We start from the raw sequence: 14633 nt of genomic DNA, 5'->3' as shown, positions 1-14633 counted from the left end.
GGGGCAAAAGCTGCGCGATTTCCGCGCAGCCCGCATGTGTTTACCTAGGCCGCAAAGGGCTTAGTTCGAGGCCACTTGGTAGGAAGCAGGCTGACCTGCATATTCTTCAAGCGCGCCCTGCAGCCACTGTTCATATGCCTCTTCGCTGACCACTTTGACAGTGATTGGCATATAGGCATGGTCTTTACCGCACAGCTCAGAGCACTGTCCGAAATAGACGCCTTCCTTGTCTGCTTCGAACCACAGTTCGGCCAGACGACCAGGAACGCCGTCCTGCTTCACGCCGAACGAAGGAATGGTCCAGGAATGGATCACGTCCGATGCGGTAACCTGCATCACGACAATCTTGCCAACCGGAACAACGACGGCGGTATCGGTGGCGAGAAGCCATTCGTCTTCGCCATAGCCTGCATCGGCCAGCTTCGCCCGCATCGCATCGTCCAGAACAAACGGTGTTACGTCGGCATCAGCCGGGCGCGCGCCCTCGTCGAGGGTGGCCGGGTGGCCCAGGAGATAGCTGTCGAAGGCAAAGTCATGATCGACATATTCGTAGGTCCAGTACCACTGGTTCCCCACGACTTTGATGGTGATGTCGCCTTCGGGAATCTCTTGTTGCTTGAAAAGAACCGGCAGCGAGAAAGCCCCGATGAAGACCAGAATCAGGATCGGGCCCAAAGTCCATGCAATCTCAACCGGAGTGTAATGCGAGAACCGAGCCGGGTTCGGGTTTACGCGCTGGTTATAGCGTACGATGCAATAAACCAGCAGACCCGCAACAAACACACAAATCGCGGTGATGATCACCAGAATCATGTTGTCCAGCGACTGAATCCCTTCAGCAAGGCTGGTGGCAGCAGGCTGGAACCCCATGCCGCCGTCAACCGGCTTGCCAATAATCTCAAGCTCCTGAGCCATGGCGGGAAGGCTGGAGAGGGCCGTAGCAAGCCCGGAAAGCATCAAAGCATTCTTCATTTTCTGTCCTGATCGTTTGATCTTTGCGTCTCTCGCGAAAAGGTGTGAATCGGTCGCACCTCTCCCGTTGTCTTTGGCCGCGTTAAAAACCATATTCCGTCGGGTAGATAAAGCAAAATGCTTGCGTCAAACAGACGCTATTTTTGATCTGGATCAAACCCGAAAGGTCACAACTGATGACTCAGGCCCCGTTTCGCCCTTTTGAAAGCGTTCTTCCCAAGGATGAAGCGCTTGCTGTACTGAAGGCTGCAACTGATGGCGCCGAGGATGGGGAACTGTTCGTAGAACGGCGCAAATCCGAATCTTTGGTGTTTGATGACGGCCGATTGCGCACGGCTTCTTACGACGTTTCCGAGGGATTCGGTCTTCGCGCGGTGCAGGGTGAAGTGGCTGGATACGCGCATTCAACGGATGTTTCGATTCCCTCTCTGAAGCGTGCAGCCGAAACCGCGCGGTTGGCGGTCGGCGATGGTGGTGGGACGCTGGCCGGGCCACCACGTGCCACCAATACCAGGTTATATACCGATGAAGACCCGATCGAATCCGCCGCCTTCCCGGTCAAAATCGAGACACTGCGCGAGATAGACGCTTTTACCCGTGGTTTGGATTCCCGGGTTGTGCAAGTCAGCGCCACGATTGCCGCTGCAGTGCAGGAGGTCGAGATTCTTCGCCCCGATGGTGTGCAGGTGCGCGATATACGCCCGATGACCCGCCTGAACATCTCGGTTATAGTAGAACAGAACGGCAGACGCGAAAGCGGTTCTGCCGGAGGTGGCGGTCGCGTGGGGCTGGATGGCTTGATCGATCCCTCAGACTGGCAAGATAAGGCGCGTGAGGCTCTGCGGATCGCGATGGTCAATCTGGATGCCGTCCCTGCACCTGCCGGCGTGATGGAAGTCGCGTTGGGCCCCGGATGGCCCGGCATTCTGTTGCACGAGGCCATCGGCCACGGGCTTGAAGGTGATTTCAACCGCAAGGGCAGTTCCGCTTTTGCCGGGCTGATGGGGCAGCAGATCGCTTCGAAAGGTGTAACAGTCGTGGATGATGGGACGATTGCAGACCGACGCGGTTCGATATCAATGGATGACGAAGGTACACCCAGTTCGCGTACAGTTCTGATCGAGGATGGAATCCTCACCGGATATATGCAGGACCGACAGAACGCACGCCTGATGGGCGTTTCTCCAACCGGGAACGGCCGGCGTCAAAGCTATGCCCATAAACCGATGCCGCGCATGACCAACACAATCATGTTGGGTGGCGATGCCGATCCGGCCTCGTTGGTGGCAGATATCAAAGACGGTATCTGGGCTGTGGGCTTCGGCGGTGGCCAGGTCGACATCACCAACGGCAAGTTCGTGTTCTCCTGCACCGAGGCATATCGTGTCGAGAACGGCAAGATCGGCGCTCCGGTCAAAGGCGCGACGCTGATTGGCGACGGCCCCTCGGCGCTAAAACGCATTCGGGGACTGGGCAATGACATGGCGCTGGATCCCGGCATGGGCACATGTGGCAAGGATGGGCAATGGGTGCCGGTCGGTGTCGGCCAACCTACCGTTTTGATGGATGGGCTGACTGTGGGCGGCTCTGCCACCTGAGTCGGCCCAAAATGAGAATCGAGGCGCGAAGAGTTAACACACTACCCTTCGCGTCAAATCAAAAACTCATCCATGGATATGTGAGCCAAGATAATTCGCACGAATTTTCTTCCTTTCTTTCAATGACATAATCATCTCTCCGAGGGATGGGTTCGAAAAATACTGATCTAATTTTCTAAGATTCACAGGCTGTTAACCCGCTGCACCGTAAACCAGTTTTGCAATCAGGCGGAGCATCGGATGACCGAAGAGCAGCTTTCTTCCAATCACCCCCCACTCCCACCCACCACGGAAGAGGACCGGTTTTCCTGGCTCCGTCTGTTGCGCTCACGCAAAGTAGGGCCGGCAACATTCCGGCGCTTATTGCGCGAACATGGCTCGGCGCAGAACGCGCTGGCCGCGTTGCCGGAAATGGCGCGCGCTGCCGGGATCGAGGATTATGAAATCTGCCCGCCCGGCGTAATTGAGGCGGAGCTCAAGGCCGCAAAGGTCGCCAAAGCGCGGCTTTTGTGCCTTGGGGCCGCCGATTACCCTTACGCGTTATGTGACCTTTCGGATGCGCCCCCGATGCTTTGGGCAATCGGCGATCCGTCGATCTTGAAACGCCGGGCAATTGCCATGGTCGGGGCACGGAACTGTTCTTCGCTGGGCGCGCGCATGGCGCGGGCGTTGACGACGGATCTGGGTAAGCAAGACTATGTCGTGGTCTCGGGGCTTGCCCGCGGCATTGACACCTCGGCGCACTTCGCCGCATTGGCGACCGGTACTGTGGCAGTGTTGGCAGGTGGGGTTGATGTGATCTATCCGGCCGAAAATGCCGATCTGGCGCGAGATATCGCAGACACTGGACTTCGCCTGTCTGAACAACCGATGGGCACAACGCCTCAGGCACGACATTTTCCACGCCGCAATCGCATTATCTCGGGTCTGGCGCAGGCAGTGGTCGTTGTCGAGGCCGCGGCGAAATCCGGCAGCTTGATCACCGCGCGGGACGCCCTGGACCAAGGGCGCGAGGTTCTGGCCGTGCCCGGCCATCCCTTTGACGCCCGCGCGGCAGGATGCAATCTGCTGATCCGAGACGGGGCGACACTCGTCCGCAATGCAGAAGACGTGATTGATGCTTTGCCCAAGCAACAGCTACAATCTTCTGCCCAACAAATCCTACCCCTTGGACCCGAGGCAGACTCAGCCGAAATCACGCCCCAAGCCTTGCACGAGGCGATTCTGACTCGACTTGGCCCATCTCCGATCGCGGAAGACCAGTTGATCCGAGACATCGCTGCATCTGCGGGCGAAGTCGGCCCTGTGTTGGTCGATCTGGAGCTTGAGGGCAAGATTCAGCGGCAACCAGGCGGCCTGCTGTCACTTTGCGCCTAAGCTATCGAATGGATTCGGCACCTGATTCCGCGAGCGGCACGACCAGATCAGGCTTTAATACAAAGTATTTTTGGTGGTGAAAACGAACGCATTGACAATTCGATCTTGCCCCACACATTTTGCACGGTCATACAAAGCGCAAAATCCGTCGAGCGAGGATTCCTCTTAAATGCCCGTAGTTGTTGTAGAATCTCCGGCCAAAGCAAAAACGATCAATAAGTATCTTGGCCCCGACTACACCGTTTTGGCCTCATATGGCCATGTGCGGGACCTGCCGCCGAAGGATGGGTCGGTCGATCCCGAGCATGAATTTTCAATGAAATGGGAGGTCGGCAATGACAGCCGTAAGCATGTCAAGGCGATCGCCGACGCTCTGAAAGAAGACAACGCACTGATCCTCGCGACCGACCCTGATCGAGAAGGCGAGGCAATCAGCTGGCACCTCCAAGAAGCGCTGACCAAGCGGCGTTCGATCAAGAAGGACACGCCAGTCAGCCGCGTGACGTTCAACGCGATCACCAAGGACGCCGTGACCGAGGCGATGCAGAACCCGCGTGAGGTCGATATGCCGCTGGTCGAGGCCTATCTGGCCCGCCGCGCGCTGGACTATCTGGTAGGGTTCAACCTGTCGCCCGTTCTGTGGCGCAAGTTGCCGGGTGCCCGTTCAGCGGGGCGCGTGCAATCGGTCTGCCTGCGCCTCATCGTCGAACGCGAGATGGAGATCGAAGCCTTCAAGCCGGTCGAATACTGGTCGGTCAAGGCTGTGTTCGAGACGCCTCGGGGCCAGACCTACGAGGCGCGTCTAGTCACGCTGGCAGGCAAGAAACTGGACAAGCACGATCTAGCGAATGCAACGCAAGCCGAACTGGCGGTTCAGGCGATCACCAGCCGTGATCTGAGCGTGACATCGGTCGAGGCCAAGCCTGCCGCGCGCAACCCCTCTGCCCCGTTCATGACGTCGACCTTACAGCAAGAAGCCAGCCGCAAGTTCGGCATGGGCGCACGCCATGCGATGCAGGTGGCCCAGCGGCTGTATGAGGCCGGATACATTACCTACATGCGAACCGACGGTATCGACATGGCCCCCGAGGCCGTGGCGGCAGCGCGCGATGCAATCGCCGACCGTTATGGTGCGGAATACGTGCCAGACAGCCCGCGCATGTACAAAAACAAGGCCAAGAACGCTCAGGAAGCACACGAGTGTATTCGCCCGACAGATATGTCGCGCGATGCCAAGGCGCTGAAGGTGACCGATGAGGATCAGCGCAAGCTTTATGATCTGATCTGGAAACGCACCATTGCCTGTCAGATGGCTGCCGCACGGCTTGAACGCACGACTGTCGAGATTACCAGCACGGACGGTCAGGTTGGCCTGCGCGCCACCGGTCAGGTGGTGCTGTTCGATGGCTTCATGCGCGTTTACGAAGAAGGTCGCGATGACGTGGTCGACGATGACGACAAGCGCTTGCCACAGATCATGCAGGGCGATCCCGCACGTTTTGCCAAGACCTCGCTGCGTGATCAGTTTGCCAAGGCCACCGCCGACTCGGAAAAGGCCGCCATTCTGGCCGAGAACGAATCCGTTCTGGCGCTGCAGCATCACACCCAACCGCCCCCGCGCTATACAGAGGCCACGCTGGTCAAACGGATGGAAGAGCTGGGGATCGGGCGTCCGTCGACCTATGCCTCGATTGTCACCACGATTCAGGATCGTGAATATGTACGTAAAGACAAGAATCGGCTGATCCCCGAAGAAAAGGGCCGAATCGTCACCATCTTCCTGCTGAATTTCTTTCGCCAGTATGTGGGCTACGAGTTCACCGCCAATCTGGAAGAAGAGCTTGACGACGTCAGCGCAGGTGAACGTGACTACAAGGATCTGCTCGGCAAGTTCTGGCGCGATTTCTCTGCCGCGATTGGTGAGACATCGGAGCTGCGTATCTCGGAAGTGCTGGACAAGCTGGACGAAGCGCTGGCACCGCAGCTGTATCCGCCGCGTGAAGATGGCTCTGACCCGCGCATTTGCCCGAAATGCGGTGTTGGCCAGTTACATCTGAAAACTTCGCGCACCGGCGGGTTTGTCGGTTGTGGCAACTATCCTGAGTGCACTTATACCCGTCCGATCGCTGGTGAGGGCGCGGAAGGTGACGAGCGTTTGCTGGGCGAAGATGCGGGCGATGAGATCTGGCTGAAATCCGGTCGATTTGGGCCATATGTCCAGCGCGGAGAGCCCACGCCTGAGAACAAGAAGCCTCCTCGTGCGTCCCTGCCCCGTGGCTGGAGCAAAGACGACATGGATCTGGAGAAAGCTCTGACTCTTCTGTCCTTGCCCCGTCAGATCGGCGAGCACCCCGAAGGTGGCATGATCAGTTCGAACTTTGGTCGCTTTGGACCTTATCTAATGCATCAGTTGGCCGACGAGGCAAAGCCTGTCTACGCCAACCTCAAAGACCCGAACGATGTGTTTGAGATCGGCATGAACCGCGCCGTCGAACTGTTGGCCGAAAAACGCGCCAATCCAGGTCGCGGACGTCGGGCGGCCGCGAAGCCGCTGAAAGAGCTGGGCGACCATCCCGATGGCGGCGCGATGCAGGTACTGGACGGGCGCTATGGACCGTATGTGAAATGGGAAAAGGTCAACGCGACGATCCCCAAAGACATCAAACCCGAGGATGTGACCCAGGAAATGGCCATCGAACTGGTCAATGAACGCGCGGCCAAGAAAGGCACAAAGAAAAAGGCAGCCCCCAAGAAGAAAGCTGCTGCCAAGAAGACCACCAAGAAAGCAAGTTAGGTAGAAATACCACCTGCGCCTTGGATTCGTTGACTTCCCCGTGACGTGGCGGCACAAATCGGCCCAACACCATGTCATTGGGGGAGTTTTCCATGAAGAAAATCTATGACAATGCCGATGAGGCGCTCGATGGGGTGATATCGGACGGCATGCTGATCGCTGCGGGCGGCTTTGGGCTGTGCGGTATCCCGGAAATGCTACTTGAAGCAATCAAGGCCTCAGGCGCGAAGGATCTGACATTTGCCTCGAATAACGCAGGTGTGGATGATTTTGGCATCGGCATCCTGCTGCAAACCAAGCAGGTCAAAAAGATGATCAGCTCTTACGTGGGGGAAAACGCCGAATTCATGCGCCAGTATCTGAGTGGAGAACTGGAGCTGGAATTCAATCCACAAGGCACACTGGCCGAGCGGATGCGGGCCGGTGGCGCTGGCATCCCCGGGTTTTACACCAAGACGGGCGTGGGAACGGTGATCGCGGAAGGCAAAGAGCACAAGGACTTCAACGGCGAGACCTATATCATGGAGGAAGGCATCTTCGCCGACCTCGCGATCGTAAAGGCGTGGAAAGCCGATGACACCGGGAACCTCGTGTTCCGCAAGACCGCCCGCAACTTTAACGTGCCCGCAGCGACTTGCGGCAAGATTTGTGTGGCTGAGGTTGAAGAAATCGTCCCGCGCGGCTCGCTGGACCCGGATGGCATCCACCTGCCCGGCATCTATGTGCATCGCATTATCCAAGGCAGCCACGAAAAGCGCATCGAACAGCGCACCACCCGCAAGAAGGAGGACGCATAATGCCCTGGGATCGCAATCAGATGGCCGCACGTGCGGCAGAAGAGCTGGAAGACGGCATGTATGTGAACCTCGGCATCGGTATTCCGACGCTGGTGGCGAACTATGTAGGGGACAAGGACATCACCCTACAGTCCGAAAACGGTATGCTGGGCATGGGGCCTTTCCCGTTTGAGGGCGAGGAAGACGCTGACCTGATCAACGCAGGCAAGCAGACGATTACCGAACTGTCCCGCACCTCTTACTTCGATAGCGCGACCTCGTTCGCCATGATCCGAGGCGGTAAGATCGCTGCTGCGATTTTGGGTGCGATGGAAGTGGACGAGAAAGGAGACCTGGCCAACTGGATGATCCCCGGCAAGCTGGTCAAAGGTATGGGCGGTGCGATGGATCTGGTCGCTGGCGTTGGTCGCGTGATTGTAGTGATGGATCACACCAACAAGCATGGTGATTCAAAAGTGCTGAAGGAATGCACGCTGCCTCTGACTGGCCAGGGCGTTGTGGATCGCATCATCACCAATCTGGGTGTTCTGGATGTCGTCGAAGGTGGCCTGAAGATCGTCGAACTGGCCGATGGCGTCAGCGAGGACGAGATGCGAGGAGCGACTCAGGCAACAATCGTAGATTGACCTCAGGCCAATGATTCATAAGGCCCGCTGCGACGCGGGCCTTTTTTAGTTCGAAGTCTGAAAAATGCAGGGGTCCGAAACGAACTGCGGTGTTGTTGTACAAAGAGCACTCGCGACCTGAAACGCGGCCAGAACCTTGGGCACGTAGTCTCTGGTCTCGGCATAAGGTGGCACACCACTATGCTTGCGCACGGCCCCTTCGCCGGCATTGTAACCTGCCAATACAAGAATCGGGTCATTGTCGAACTCGTTCATGAGCCAATGCAGGTATTTGACCCCACCTTCAATATTCTGTTCAGGTTTCAGGCTGTCCTCTACCCCAAAACGTTCGGCGGTAGCTGGCATCAATTGCATCAAGCCCTGCGCCCCGGCAGAACTGACAGCCTGTGTGCGGCCCGCAGATTCTACCGAGATAACGGCTAGGACAAGTGCGGGTGAGACATTGGTCCCTACGGTCGAACGTAGAATATCCACCCCTCGCTTTTCTGCGATGTCTTGCAAGGTCTGCAGACGCGGCGCCGCGACACCCGTGGCAGTGAGCGCTTGAACGGCCTCTCTCAGCCTACCTGCGCTGGCCTGCGCTAGATCGGGGGATACCCGGCTCCAGAATGCTTTATAAGAGCCAACTGGCTTGGTCGCCCCCGCAATCTTCTGAGGAACCGATGGGGGCGGCTTTGCGATAGCGGCAATCTCAGGCACTTCCAGCTTGGCGCCAGTGCTGGGGGCTGATGGTGATGCTGCATGTTGTTCGGGCGTGATCTGAATCGTCACGCGCGGACGTGTCCCCGGTTTCGGGGCCTTTATGCGCTTATAGACGCCGCGCGGCTCGGTTTCGGTTGCAGTGACAGGAATTGCACCCGCCATCAGAAACACCGCTGCACCGGCGCATAATACTGCGTCCCGGAAATACATTTGCCTGCCTCGATTTCTTATCTTTTGAAGCATTTTGAACATCATAACGGCCCGCAACACCAGAAAAACCAAGCGAATTGGGGCAATTTCGCCTCAATTGCCGCCATTTTGCATCGCCCACACAACGGAAGTACAAAAAAGGTGTGATTTTTTTTATTTATTTCCAATTAGTTACTAAATTCACCAACAAAAAATTAAGCTTTGAGCAAAAAAATATTGGTTTGGCCCAATTCCTGCCACGCACAGGGGTCAAACATATATCCATACCGAGACGATCGGGAGCGGACTGAGAGAGAAAGCTCTGAAAGACGCCGAGGTTAATTAATTTTTGATCCTTTAGGAGGGACATAACATGATCAAGTTCATCAAGAACTTCCGCAAAGACGAAGACGGCGCCGTAACTGTAGACTGGGTCGTTCTGACCGCAGCTGTTGTTGGCCTGGCAGCCGTTGCTTACAACCAGATCCACAATGGTGCCAGCAGCCTGGCAGGCAACATCGATGACGCTCTGGGTTCGGTAACTGTGACAGTTCCGGATACCGATTAATCTGTTATCGGTCTAGCATAACAACTTGGGGCCATGTCTTTACTCAAAGGCGTGGCCCCTTTGTTTTCAGAAGAGAGCGATCCGGTATAGTCCAATGTTAAAAAGAGTATATAGTTTCCGAACCGATGAGACCGGCGCGATAACCGTAGACTGGGTGGTTTTAACTGCTGCAATCGCAGGTCTCGCCGCAATAATCTACTTCATCCTGAGCCAAGGACTTCTAACAGCGGGACAGCCGATCGCAAATGTAGAAGTAGAAGAGATGGTCTTTGAGTAGCGCGGGCCCGTTCCCATTTACTAGCGAAACGGCAACCCTGCGAATAAGCGAATTTTCTGCCAAAAATTACCGGGATTGTCCGCTTTTTCGACACAATTGAAAAATATCTTGGATCCTGAATCGATGTGACTTCAAGAGTCGCGGTCTACGGAAAATAAAGAGGGACAAATGCGAGCTGTTTTTGGACTTGTTCTTATCATCGGGGTCGCGTTGGCCGGTGGTGCTGTCTATATGGCACGCGAATACATCACGGACAATCAGGCCAAACTTGCTCAGGAACGCAAGTTGCGCGAAGAGGCGCTTGCCAATGCGCAGGCGGGCATTGTCCCGACAGTAGGCGTTTTGGTTTCGAATCGCTCCTTCAAATACGGCGAACGTTTGAACCAGGAAGATATCCGCGTCGTTCAGTGGCCAGAGGATGCGATTCCCGAGGGTGCCTTCGTGGACATGACAACCCTATTCCCGGAAATCAAAAACAATGAACGATTCGTTCTCCGCGCGATGGAGAAAGACGAAGCGATTATGGAAGTCAAAGTCACTAATCCAGGCGAGACTGCTGGCCTCAGGTCACAATTGCCCAAGGGAATGCGCGCATTTGCGATAAGCGTTGATGTGGCATCTGGCGTATCGGGCTTTTTGCGCCCAGGCGATACGGTGGACGTGTATTGGACCGGCTCATTGCGTGGCACCAGTGATTCTGGCCGCGGTGAGATTACTCGTTTGGTACTGACGAACATCGAATTGGTCGCTGTTGATCAGTCGGCGGGTCTGGATGTGACCGGCACAACCATTGCTCGCACGGTCACAGTTGCAGCGACGCCACAACAGATCGCCGCTTTGGCGCAGGCTCAGAACACGGGTCGCATGTCGCTGGCACTGGTTGGCGCTCAAGATGACAAGGTGGCAGAGGTGGTTGAAGTCGATCAGCAGTCTTTGCTTGGCATTGAAGAGAGGGCCCCGGCCCCCGTCGCAGCTCCGGAGAAGGTCTGCACAATCCGCACCCGTCGTGGCGGCGAGACGGTAGAGACCCCAATTCCCTGTACAAACTAACTAAGTTTCAGACCTTTACGAGACAAAGACCGCGCATTTTGCGCGGTCTCTTTCTTTGTGTTGTTGCGCATAATCCACATAAGGAACTTTCCAGAAACCATTGATTATTGCAATAAATCTGGTTCTGTCGCAGGGTTTCATAGCATAGGGCATAAGACCCAAAAAAAATCGAGTGGTGATCGGAGAGGCAGGTCACATGACAATACGTTCCTGGATCAGCGCAACCCTGCTGGGGTTGTCGCTAGTTGTGAGCCCAATCGGCGATGCCGCTTGGGCCCAAAATCTTCGCGTGGTTAAAAAGGGTACGGCGGAAACGCTGGATGTCCCCGTAAATCGCGCAATCGTGGTGGAGAGCGAACAACCGTTCGCAGACATCAGCATTGCTAATGCAGGCATAGCGGATATTTCGACCCTGTCGGACCGCACTATCTATGTTCTCGGTCGGGCACCGGGTACAACCACCCTGACAATGTTCGACGGCGCGGGTAATCTGATTACCAACGTGCGTGTGCGTGTTTCCCCTGATGTTTCGGAATTCAAAGAACGCTTGCGTCAGATTCTTCCCAGTGAGCGAATCGAGGTTCGGACCGCCAATGATGGGATCGTCTTGTCGGGAACAGTTTCCAGCAGTGCCAAACTGGCGCGTGCGCTTGAGTTGGCAGAACGGTATGCCCCTGAACGTGTATCGAACCTGATGAATGTCGGTGGCGTGCAGCAGGTCATGCTGAAAGTGCGCTTTGCGGAAATGAACCGCTCTGTAGCCAAAAACTTGTCGGCATCGTTGGGCTTTGGCGGTGGCGACACCACTGCGGGCTTCAATTCCTTGAATAACCAGGGCGCACTGAACAACGCACTGGCGAACAACATCCCGTTTGTTCAGACAAATTCCGGTGCCATTCTCTTCGGTTTCGGCGCGGGGTCGACACAGGTTAGACTGCTTTTGGAAGCCCTTGAAACCAAGGGTTTGGTTCGCAGCTTGGCAGAACCGAATCTTTCTGCACTGTCTGGCCAAGAGGCGGAGTTCCTTGCCGGTGGTGAGGTGCCAATCCCAGTACCCCAAGGCGACGGTGTTGTTGCGATCGAGTATCGTCAGTTTGGCGTACAGCTCCTGTTTGTTCCGCGCGTCGTCGATGGCAACCTGATCAACCTGGAACTGGGTGCATCAGTATCGAGCATCGACCAGAGTGCGAACTTCACGATTAACGGCGACAATGTTCCCAGCTTCATCACGCGTCAAACACGGACAACCATCGAGTTGCGCGACGGTGAGAGCTTTGCCATTGCAGGCCTAATCCAGGATGATTTCACGGATCTGAACAGCCAGGTTCCCTGGCTTGGCGATGTGCCTGTATTGGGCGCGTTGTTCAGGAGCGCTCAGTATCAGCGTGAGCAGAGTGAATTGATCATCATCATTACCGCGCATCTGGTGTCGCCCACTCGTGGCGAGGCGCTTGCCCTGCCGACCGATCGCGTGAAACCGCCCAGCGAGTTCGATCTGTTCGTAAACGGCAAGATCTCTCGGACTGAACGCGCCGGAAATGGTGCAGCCTCTGAAGTTGCCAATCAGGATTTTGGCACCTCTTACGGCTACGTGCTGGACTGATAGAGAGGATAGAACCAATGGAAAAGTGGATCATCACACTGGGTCTTTCGGTTGCTGTCGCCGGTTGTACACGCGAGGCCGGGTACGAAATCGATCAGGGCACGTTTGGTAACGCTACACTGAACAACATTCAGGTCATGAATGGTGAGTTGACGTATGGCCAAATCCTCGCGCGGCGTTTCGCTGCCGAGGTGCCAACACAGATCAACTTTGCCTTCGATAGCGCGCAATTGGACGCTTCGGCGCAACGAATCCTGTTGCAGCAGGCGGCCTGGATCAAACAGTTCCCCGAGGCGCGGTTCCGTGTCTATGGGCACACGGATGCCGTTGGCTCTGACGCATATAACAAGCGATTGGGCCAGCGCCGCGCCAATGCCGCCGTTGCATTCCTGACACGACAAGGAATATCGCGCTCACGGTTGGAAGCCGTTGTTTCCTTTGGTAAATCCAGGCCGTTGGTTGCCACCCAAGATCGGGATCGACGCAATCGGCGGACAGTGACCGAGGTATCGGGCTTCTTCGATCGGCATCCAAATATTCTGGATGGAAAATATGCGGACGTGATCTATCGCGAATACATCTCAAGCGCGATCCCGATAAGCGATATCCAACGGCAAGAAGACGCCGGTGGTACCAGCGACTAATAAATAGGAAATGGGCGGCATTGTCGCCCATTTCCCTACAATTGGTTCTTTTGCGCCCAATTCTTGCCTAACTTCCAAGCCACTTTGTGAACAATTGGGTGACCTGCGGCCAAAATCGACCGCATCGGGCGACAGCATACCAGAACTGAATCTTCTCGCGTTCAAATGGTTTGCTCAGCCCTCTCGATGAGGATTGTGTTAATGACGAGCGCGACGCCGCAAGACGATAATAACGCCATTTTGGCCTGTACCATCAGCCGTGATGTCCAGAACTTCGACCTTTTGATCGAGGATATGGAAGCTGCGCTGGGCGAACGCTGGGGTGATCTTGGATTTGCCGAAGCGCTTGCGTTCTTTAGCCAACCCGAAGCCAAGACGCTTCAATTTGTAGCGCTGGCGCTGGACGGCGATGACGAAGACAACCTGACACTGATGGGTGAGATCATCACTCAGGCCAAGGAAAAAGGCATCAAGGTTGTCTTGATCGCCGAGGATGTCACCCCTGCCGCATTGCATCAGCTGCTACGCAGAGGTGCGGACGAGTTTGTCCCCTACCCGCTTCCCGAAAATGAACTTCAGGAAGCCATCGATCGTATGCAACAACCCGATCCGGTTGTGGCACCACAAGCAGCGCCTATTGCGACGAACAGCTCCTCGAAAGAAGGAGCGCTTTTTGTCGTGCAGGGTCTAGCAGGTGGAGTTGGTTCTACAACCATGGCGGTCAATCTGGCATGGGAACTTGCAACGGTTTCAGCCAAAGAAGCCCCGAAAGTGTGCCTGATCGATCTAGATCTGCAATACGGCACAGTTTCGACCTATTTGGATCTGCCTCGTCATGAAGCCGTGTTCGAAATGCTCTCAGACACGGATTCGATGGACGAAGACTCTTTCGGACAAGCGCTCCAGACGTTTGAAGAGAAGCTGCAAGTTCTAACGGCACCATCTGACATGGTGCCGCTGGACATCATCACGCCTGAGGACATTCAGCGTGTGATCGACACCGCACGCGCGAATTTTGATTATGTCGTCATAGACATGCCAAAAACACTTGTTCACTGGTCAGAAACGGTTCTGCAGGCCGCCCATGTCTATTTTGCCTTGCTCGAGCTGGATATGCGCTCGGCACAGAATGCATTGCGTCTGAAACGGGCACTGCAGGCCGAGGAATTACCCTTCAACAAACTGCGGTTTGCTATGAATCGGGCTCCGAAATTTACCGATCTCAACGGTAAAAGCCGGGTTAAACGTATGGGCGAAAGTCTGGGTATTTCCATTGATCTGCTTCTGCCCGATGGCGGCAAACCCGTCATGCAAAGCGGCGACCACGGTTTACCGCTGGCAAATTCAGCGGCCAAGAACCCACTGCGCCGGGAAATCGCCAAATTGGCTCAATCGCTTCATAGCCTTGGCAGCAGTGACGCCGAAGCCGCATAACT

The 14633-nt window shown here is 55.8% G+C and carries 12 protein-coding genes; 10 read left to right on the top strand and 2 right to left on the bottom strand.

All coding sequences use genetic code 11. The features are described from left to right. Nucleotides 1–60: 60 nt before the first annotated feature. Nucleotides 61–972, bottom strand: coding sequence for a cytochrome c oxidase subunit II (gene coxB / locus ACR0AH_RS12295; RefSeq protein WP_170397324.1), 912 nt, complete (start codon nt 970–972; stop codon nt 61–63). Between the two features lie 176 nt (nt 973–1148). Between coxB and tldD the strand changes: the two genes are divergently transcribed. From tldD to ACR0AH_RS12270, 5 genes are all read left to right on the top strand, one after another. Further along, the gene (gene tldD, locus ACR0AH_RS12290) at nt 1149–2570 is read left to right on the top strand and encodes a metalloprotease TldD (protein WP_480592133.1); all 1422 of its coding nucleotides are present in this window, start codon (nt 1149–1151) and stop codon (nt 2568–2570) included. A 240-nt stretch (nt 2571–2810) separates the two neighbouring features. Then, nucleotides 2811–3947, top strand: coding sequence for a DNA-processing protein DprA (gene dprA, locus ACR0AH_RS12285; protein WP_480592131.1), 1137 nt, complete (start codon nt 2811–2813; stop codon nt 3945–3947). Nucleotides 3948–4116: 169 nt separating this feature from the next. Then, nucleotides 4117–6741 carry a type I DNA topoisomerase gene (gene topA / locus ACR0AH_RS12280; RefSeq protein ID WP_170564715.1) on the top strand — a complete coding sequence of 875 codons (2625 nt, stop codon included), beginning with the start codon at nt 4117–4119 and terminating at the stop codon, nt 6739–6741. Between the two features lie 92 nt (nt 6742–6833). After that, complete coding sequence (locus tag ACR0AH_RS12275; protein WP_170404323.1) at nt 6834–7538, top strand: CoA transferase subunit A; 705 nt, start codon at nt 6834–6836, stop codon at nt 7536–7538. After that, the gene (locus ACR0AH_RS12270; RefSeq protein ID WP_170397333.1) at nt 7538–8164 is read left to right on the top strand and encodes a 3-oxoacid CoA-transferase subunit B; all 627 of its coding nucleotides are present in this window, start codon (nt 7538–7540) and stop codon (nt 8162–8164) included. The genes ACR0AH_RS12275 and ACR0AH_RS12270 overlap by 1 nt, the downstream gene beginning before the upstream one ends. A 45-nt stretch (nt 8165–8209) precedes the next feature. Here ACR0AH_RS12270 and ACR0AH_RS12265 read toward each other — a convergent pair whose 3' ends face one another. Next, nucleotides 8210–9076 carry a transglycosylase SLT domain-containing protein gene (locus ACR0AH_RS12265; protein ID WP_170511416.1) on the bottom strand — a complete coding sequence of 289 codons (867 nt, stop codon included), beginning with the start codon at nt 9074–9076 and terminating at the stop codon, nt 8210–8212. 352 nt (nt 9077–9428) lie between these two features. Between ACR0AH_RS12265 and ACR0AH_RS12260 the strand changes: the two genes are divergently transcribed. The 5 genes from ACR0AH_RS12260 (at nt 9429) to ACR0AH_RS12240 (ending at nt 14631) form a co-directional block, all read left to right on the top strand. Next, nucleotides 9429–9623: a hypothetical protein gene (locus ACR0AH_RS12260; RefSeq protein WP_170511390.1), complete on the top strand. Its 195-nt coding sequence runs from the start codon at nt 9429–9431 to the stop codon at nt 9621–9623. Nucleotides 9624–10068: 445 nt separating this feature from the next. Continuing rightward, nucleotides 10069–10950 (top strand): Flp pilus assembly protein CpaB, encoded by an 882-nt coding sequence (cpaB, locus tag ACR0AH_RS12255; protein ID WP_170424295.1) that lies wholly within the window; start codon nt 10069–10071, stop codon nt 10948–10950. 196 nt (nt 10951–11146) lie between these two features. Then, complete coding sequence (locus tag ACR0AH_RS12250; protein ID WP_170397343.1) at nt 11147–12553, top strand: type II and III secretion system protein family protein; 1407 nt, start codon at nt 11147–11149, stop codon at nt 12551–12553. 17 nt (nt 12554–12570) lie between these two features. Beyond that, complete coding sequence (locus ACR0AH_RS12245) at nt 12571–13197, top strand: OmpA family protein (RefSeq protein WP_170818072.1); 627 nt, start codon at nt 12571–12573, stop codon at nt 13195–13197. A 201-nt stretch (nt 13198–13398) separates the two neighbouring features. Beyond that, complete coding sequence (locus tag ACR0AH_RS12240; RefSeq protein ID WP_480592128.1) at nt 13399–14631, top strand: CpaE/TadZ family protein; 1233 nt, start codon at nt 13399–13401, stop codon at nt 14629–14631. Nucleotides 14632–14633: the final 2 nt, after the last annotated feature.

This window comes from Ruegeria sp. AM5 (assembly GCF_056540645.1).
Note: the sequence above shows the minus strand (reverse complement) of the source record. Positions and strands in the feature narration are given on the sequence as shown.

Bases quoted from the DNA above. Each gene is read 5' to 3' on its own strand.
- coxB (WP_170397324.1), bottom strand. From the start codon at position 972: ATGAAGAATGCTTTGATGCTTTCCGGGCTTGCTACGGCCCTCTCCAGC.
- tldD (WP_480592133.1), top strand. From the start codon at position 1,149: ATGACTCAGGCCCCGTTTCGCCCTTTTGAAAGCGTTCTTCCCAAGGAT.
- dprA (WP_480592131.1), top strand. From the start codon at position 2,811: ATGACCGAAGAGCAGCTTTCTTCCAATCACCCCCCACTCCCACCCACC.
- topA (WP_170564715.1), top strand. From the start codon at position 4,117: ATGCCCGTAGTTGTTGTAGAATCTCCGGCCAAAGCAAAAACGATCAAT.
- ACR0AH_RS12275 (WP_170404323.1), top strand. From the start codon at position 6,834: ATGAAGAAAATCTATGACAATGCCGATGAGGCGCTCGATGGGGTGATA.
- ACR0AH_RS12270 (WP_170397333.1), top strand. From the start codon at position 7,538: ATGCCCTGGGATCGCAATCAGATGGCCGCACGTGCGGCAGAAGAGCTG.
- ACR0AH_RS12265 (WP_170511416.1), bottom strand. From the start codon at position 9,076: ATGTATTTCCGGGACGCAGTATTATGCGCCGGTGCAGCGGTGTTTCTG.
- ACR0AH_RS12260 (WP_170511390.1), top strand. From the start codon at position 9,429: ATGATCAAGTTCATCAAGAACTTCCGCAAAGACGAAGACGGCGCCGTA.
- cpaB (WP_170424295.1), top strand. From the start codon at position 10,069: ATGCGAGCTGTTTTTGGACTTGTTCTTATCATCGGGGTCGCGTTGGCC.
- ACR0AH_RS12250 (WP_170397343.1), top strand. From the start codon at position 11,147: ATGACAATACGTTCCTGGATCAGCGCAACCCTGCTGGGGTTGTCGCTA.
- ACR0AH_RS12245 (WP_170818072.1), top strand. From the start codon at position 12,571: ATGGAAAAGTGGATCATCACACTGGGTCTTTCGGTTGCTGTCGCCGGT.
- ACR0AH_RS12240 (WP_480592128.1), top strand. From the start codon at position 13,399: ATGACGAGCGCGACGCCGCAAGACGATAATAACGCCATTTTGGCCTGT.